Source organism: Aeromonas sp. QDB56 (genome assembly GCF_027705505.1).
Classification (GTDB): domain Bacteria; phylum Pseudomonadota; class Gammaproteobacteria; order Enterobacterales; family Aeromonadaceae; genus Aeromonas; species Aeromonas caviae.
In genome coordinates this window covers 1-5276 of the sequence record NZ_JAPDBZ010000197.1, presented here as the reverse complement: position 1 = coordinate 5276, position 5276 = coordinate 1, and the positions used below count along the sequence as shown (strand labels likewise).

Annotated in this window: 4 protein-coding genes; 2 read left to right on the top strand and 2 right to left on the bottom strand. The window is 60.4% G+C overall.

Annotated elements, in window-relative coordinates; translation table 11 throughout:
- Positions 1-238: 238 nt before the first annotated feature.
- A complete protein-coding gene (locus OKB81_RS19265) occupies positions 239-808 on the bottom strand; it encodes a single-stranded DNA-binding protein (RefSeq protein WP_010674212.1) in 570 nt (189 codons plus the stop codon).
- Positions 809-1326: 518 nt separating this feature from the next.
- Between OKB81_RS19265 and OKB81_RS19260 the strand changes: the two genes are divergently transcribed.
- Together OKB81_RS19260 and uvrA are read left to right on the top strand one after the other, a co-directional pair.
- Positions 1327-1965, top strand: coding sequence for a LuxR C-terminal-related transcriptional regulator (locus tag OKB81_RS19260; protein ID WP_160838128.1), 639 nt, complete (start codon positions 1327-1329; stop codon positions 1963-1965).
- Positions 1966-2057: 92 nt separating this feature from the next.
- Positions 2058-4886, top strand: coding sequence for an excinuclease ABC subunit UvrA (gene uvrA / locus OKB81_RS19255; protein ID WP_160838126.1), 2829 nt, complete (start codon positions 2058-2060; stop codon positions 4884-4886).
- Positions 4887-5001: 115 nt separating this feature from the next.
- Here uvrA and OKB81_RS19250 read toward each other — a convergent pair whose 3' ends face one another.
- On the bottom strand, positions 5002-5127 hold the full coding sequence (locus tag OKB81_RS19250; protein WP_010674215.1) for a hypothetical protein: 126 nt from the start codon (positions 5125-5127) through the stop codon (positions 5002-5004).
- Positions 5128-5276: the final 149 nt, after the last annotated feature.

The window sequence follows — 5276 nt, the reverse complement described above, 5'->3', positions numbered from 1 at the left end:
AGCAGCGAAAATCGATACAGAACAGGACCTTAGAAGGAATTTCAAATGAAGTGTTTTCTTAAGGTCCTGTATATGAACTTATACATGCGGCCTCTTTTTTTACACTTTTAACCTACCTAGGTCTAGTGTAGTTCACAAATCACCCACCTGTAAGTGTAAAAATAAAAAAAACCCAGTGAAATCACTGGGTTGTTCTTTTTTGTGCCGTTTATTATGACACTTTATAATTTTCCGTCCGTTAGAACGGAATATCGTCATCGAAATCCATCGGCGGTTCGTTGTAGACCGGCGGGGCAGATTGTGGCTGCTGGGCCGGACGGCCGTAACCGCCTTGCGGTTGCATGTTCTGCTGCGGGGCAGCAGGACGTTGCATGTTCTGTTGCGGTGCAGCCTGTTGCGGCTGGCCCCAGTTGCCCTGGGATGACTGGCCGCCCATGCCCTGGCCACCGCCCTGCGGACGGCCACCCAGCATCTGCATCACACCGGTGAAGCTGTCGACCAGCACCTCGGTGGTGTAGCGCTCCTGGCCGCTCTGATCCTGCCATTTACGGGTCTGGAGCTTGCCTTCCACATAGACCTGGGAGCCCTTCTTCAGGTACTCGCCGGCCACTTCGGCCAGCTTGCCCATGAAGACGACACGGTGCCATTCAGTGCGCTCTTTCTGCTCACCGGTCTGCTTGTCGCGCCAGGTATCGGAGGTGGCCAGGGTGATGTTAGTCACGGCACCGCCGCTCGGCATGTAGCGCACTTCCGGGTCTTGCCCCAGGTTACCGATCAGAATGACTTTGTTGATGCCTCGACTGGCCATAATCTCTCTTCCACCCTTATGTATACCGGCCAGGCCAGATGCCTGGGCCCATTCAATAATGCGTTTGTTTGCAACGAGATGCGCGCCCTGGACGGGTGTCATCTCTCTATCAGTGTCCTGGCTGCGCCGGAGCTTGCCGGCAGAGGCGTCATGGATCGGCCGCAGCGTTTGGCCGCCATAGTACCAGTTGACGGGCATGAGCGCACATCTTCCCTGCCACTGTGGCGTCAATGGATCGCCACAGCCTGAGTAACTTACCCGAGGTAAGGTGTCACCAGCAAGGGGAGGAGGCTGGGGCAGGCTGCGTGAAGAGGGCGGAGCTGTTATGGTGCGCACCGGCACTACTTGACCCCCCAAATGGGGGGGGCGTGCTAGCCAATTGTATTGGCTGGAAAATTGCTGGGCTTCAAAGGAGCCACCGATGCGTCTAATACTTTTTTAATGCTGCAGCCAGGAGGGGGATTGGTACTCTTCCTTGCCAAAAAGCCCCGACTCGAATGTGCAAGGAAGTTCTCTTGATGACGCCCGACTCCCTCCTGGTGCTGATCACCGAAAATAACGCACAAGCCTCCCGTTTCCAGCGTCACCTCAGTGAAGAGCTTGGTCTGCCCATCTTGCTGGTGGGGGAGCTGAATGACCTGCCAGACGTTGCAGAGGGCGCCCCCAAAACCTTGCTGCTGATCGATCTGGACTACCTCAAGTCGACCCAGCAGGAGCTGTGGAGCAATGCCATCTGCCAGCGCTTTGGCGAGGCCAGTGCCGTGTTGCTCAATGCCCCGACCAGCACCAACAAAGAGCTGCTGCTGATGTGGCCCCATACCAGCGGGCTCTTCTTTCGTCAGGACACGCTGGACAGGTTGGTCTTCGGCATCCGCAAGGTGTTGCAGGGGGAGGACTGGATCCCGCGCCACCTGCTGTGCGACCTGGTGGACTACTACCGCAAGGGGAGCGGGCAACCTCAGCGTCAGCAGACGCTGCTGACCGCCCGCGAGCAGGAGATCGTGCGTCACCTGATGACGGGGGCCTCCAACACCGAGATCGCCGACAGCCTGTTCGTGAGCGAACACACCGTCAAATCCCATCTCTACAACGTCTTCAAGAAGCTGAACGTCAAGAACCGGTTGCAGGCGGTGAGCTGGGCCAAGGAGTATCTCTGAGGAAGGGGCACGGAAGGAAAGACTGTCTATTCATCCAGTAGTCTCTATGCCATACTGGCCCGCTCTGGTTCCCGTATCGAGCGCGCAACAAGATGGAAAAAATCGTGATCCGGGGTGCCCGCACCCACAACCTCAAGAACATCAACCTGATCCTGCCACGTGACAAGCTGATCGTGGTCACCGGCCTGTCCGGTTCGGGCAAATCCTCCCTGGCGTTCGATACCCTCTATGCCGAGGGGCAGCGCCGCTATGTGGAGTCGCTCTCCGCCTATGCCCGCCAGTTCCTCTCCCTGATGGAGAAGCCGGACGTGGACCACATCGAGGGGCTGTCGCCTGCCATCTCCATCGAGCAGAAGTCCACCTCCCACAACCCGCGCTCGACCGTCGGCACCATCACCGAGATTTACGACTACCTGCGGCTGCTGTTCGCCCGGGTCGGGGAGCCACGCTGCCCGACCCACGCCATTCCGCTCGCGGCCCAGACCATCAGCCAGATGGTGGATCAGGTGCTGGCCCAGCCCGAAGGCGCCAAGCTGATGCTGCTGGCCCCCGTGGTGCGCAACCGCAAGGGGGAGCACACCAAGCTGCTGGAGAACCTGGCGGCCCAGGGTTACATCCGCGCCCGCATCGACGGCGAGGTGTGCGATCTGTCGGATCCTCCCGCCCTGGAGCTGCACAAGAAGCACACCATCGAGGTGGTGGTGGATCGCTTCAAGGTGCGCGATGACCTGGCCCTGCGCCTGGCCGAATCGTTCGAAACGGCGCTGACTCTCTCCGGCGGCATCGTGCTGGTGGTGCCGATGGACGGGGAGGATGGGGTTGCCCCCATGACCTTCTCCGCCAACTTCGCCTGCCCCGAGTGCGGTTACTCCATGTCGGAGCTGGAGCCCCGGATCTTCTCCTTCAACAACCCGGCGGGGGCCTGCCCCACCTGTGACGGTCTCGGGGTGCAGCAGTATTTCGATCCCGCCAAGCTCATCCATGATCCGGGCCAGAGCCTGGCCGGCGGCGCCATCCGTGGTTGGGACAAACGCAGCTTCTACTACTTCCAGATGCTCAAATCCCTGGCCGATCACTACAAGTTCGACCTGGAGACCCCCTGGGAGGATCTGCCGCTCAAGACCCAGGAGGTGATCCTGCGTGGTTCCGGGCGCACCGAGATCGAGTTCCGCTACATGAATGACCGCGGCGACGTGGTGGTGCGCAAGCACCCGTTCGAGGGGATCCTGCACAACATGGAGCGCCGCTACCGGGAGACCGAATCCAACGCGGTGCGGGAAGAGCTGGCCAAATACATTGCCAACAAGTCCTGTACCAGTTGCGGTGGCAGCCGACTGCGGGAAGAAGCCCGCCACGTCTTCGTGGACAATCGCAACCTGCCCGCCATCGCCGAGCAGTCCATCGGCGATGCCCTGGCCTTCTTCGAAGGGTTGAACCTGTCCGGTCAGCGTGCCCAGATAGCGGACAAGATCCTCAAGGAGATCGTCGAGCGGCTCGGCTTCCTGGTGAACGTCGGCCTCAACTATCTGAGCCTGTCGCGCAGCGCCGAGACCCTCTCCGGTGGCGAGGCGCAGCGGATCCGGCTGGCCAGCCAGATCGGGGCTGGCCTGGTGGGGGTCATGTACGTGCTGGACGAGCCTTCCATCGGCCTGCACCAGCGGGACAACGAGCGGCTGCTCAAGACCCTGACTCACCTGCGTGATCTCGGCAACACCGTGATCGTGGTGGAGCACGATGAGGATGCCATTCGCCTCGCCGACCATGTGCTCGACATCGGCCCGGGGGCTGGCGTGCACGGCGGTGCCATCGTCGCCCAGGGGACGCCGGAGGAGATCATCGCGAACCCCGAGTCCCTGACCGGTGACTACCTCTCCGGGCGCAAGCAGATCGCCATCCCGGCCGAGCGCACCCCGCTCACTGGCAAGTGGCTGAAATTGAAAGGGGCGAGCGGCAACAACCTGCGCAACGTCAACCTGGATCTGCCCATCGGCGTGATGAGCTGTGTCACCGGCGTCTCCGGTTCCGGCAAGTCGACCCTGATCAACGACACTCTGTTCCGCATCGCCCACCGCGAGCTGAACAAGGCCACCGAGTCCACGCCTGCGCCCTATCGCAGCGTCGAGGGGCTGGAGCATCTGGACAAGGTGGTGGATATCGACCAGAGCCCCATCGGCCGCACCCCGCGCTCCAACCCGGCCACCTACACCGGCCTGTTCACCCCGATCCGCGAGTTGCTCTCCGGCACCCAGGAGGCGCGTTCCCGTGGCTATCAGCCGGGCCGCTTCTCCTTCAACGTGAAGGGGGGACGCTGCGAGGCGTGCCAGGGGGACGGGGTCATCAAGGTGGAGATGCACTTCCTGCCGGACGTCTACGTGCCGTGCGACGTCTGCAAGGGCAAGCGCTACAACCGCGAGACCCTGGAGGTGAAGTACAAGGGCAAGAACATCCACGAAATCCTCGAGATGACGGTGGAAGATGCCCGTGCCTTCTTCGATCCGGTACCGGCGGTGGCGCGCAAGCTGCAGACCCTGATGGACGTGGGCCTCTCCTACATCCGGCTCGGTCAGTCCGCCACCACGCTCTCTGGCGGCGAGGCGCAGCGGGTCAAGCTGGCGCGGGAGCTCTCCAAGCGGGACACTGGCCAGACCCTCTATATTCTGGATGAGCCGACTACCGGGTTGCACTTCCACGATATCCAGCAGTTGCTCAAGGTACTGCACCAACTGCGGGATCGGGGCAACACCATCGTCATCATCGAGCACAACCTGGACGTCATCAAAACCGCGGACTGGATCGTTGATCTGGGCCCGGAAGGGGGCGCTGGTGGTGGCCGTATTCTGGTGACGGGTACGCCTGAGGAGATGAGCCGTTGCAAGGAGTCCCACACGGCGCGCTTCCTCGCTCCTCTACTGGAGAAATAAGCGTCACTCGAGAAAAAGGGGCCAGGGCCCCTTTTTTGTTGGCCGGTGGCGAGGTGCGCCGATCTGGCGCCCGGCCAGGGATGAGAGGGAGAAAAGAGGGACTCGTCCGGCAGACTCAGTGTGTCAGCATCAGGAAGGCGAGGGCGAACAGGAAACCCAGCAGAATGAAGAGGAAGGAACCTATCCCCCAGATGGCGGCAAGAATGCCGAGAATTTTGTCTTTGCGTGTCTGTGGTTTCATAAAATTCAAATTACAGCGTGGTTACATCGCATTAATAAAATACGCCCCGGGGCATAATTAAACAACAATTGAAAGGGAAGGTGCGAATAAGTCATATGGCACGAGAGCATTTACTGGTAACCCATTGATATTAAATGACTAAAATTTTC

Bases quoted from the DNA above. Each gene is read 5' to 3' on its own strand.
- OKB81_RS19260 (WP_160838128.1), top strand. From the start codon at position 1,327: ATGACGCCCGACTCCCTCCTGGTGCTGATCACCGAAAATAACGCACAA.
- OKB81_RS19250 (WP_010674215.1), bottom strand. From the start codon at position 5,127: ATGAAACCACAGACACGCAAAGACAAAATTCTCGGCATTCTTGCCGCC.
- uvrA (WP_160838126.1), top strand. From the start codon at position 2,058: ATGGAAAAAATCGTGATCCGGGGTGCCCGCACCCACAACCTCAAGAAC.
- OKB81_RS19265 (WP_010674212.1), bottom strand. From the start codon at position 808: ATGGCCAGTCGAGGCATCAACAAAGTCATTCTGATCGGTAACCTGGGG.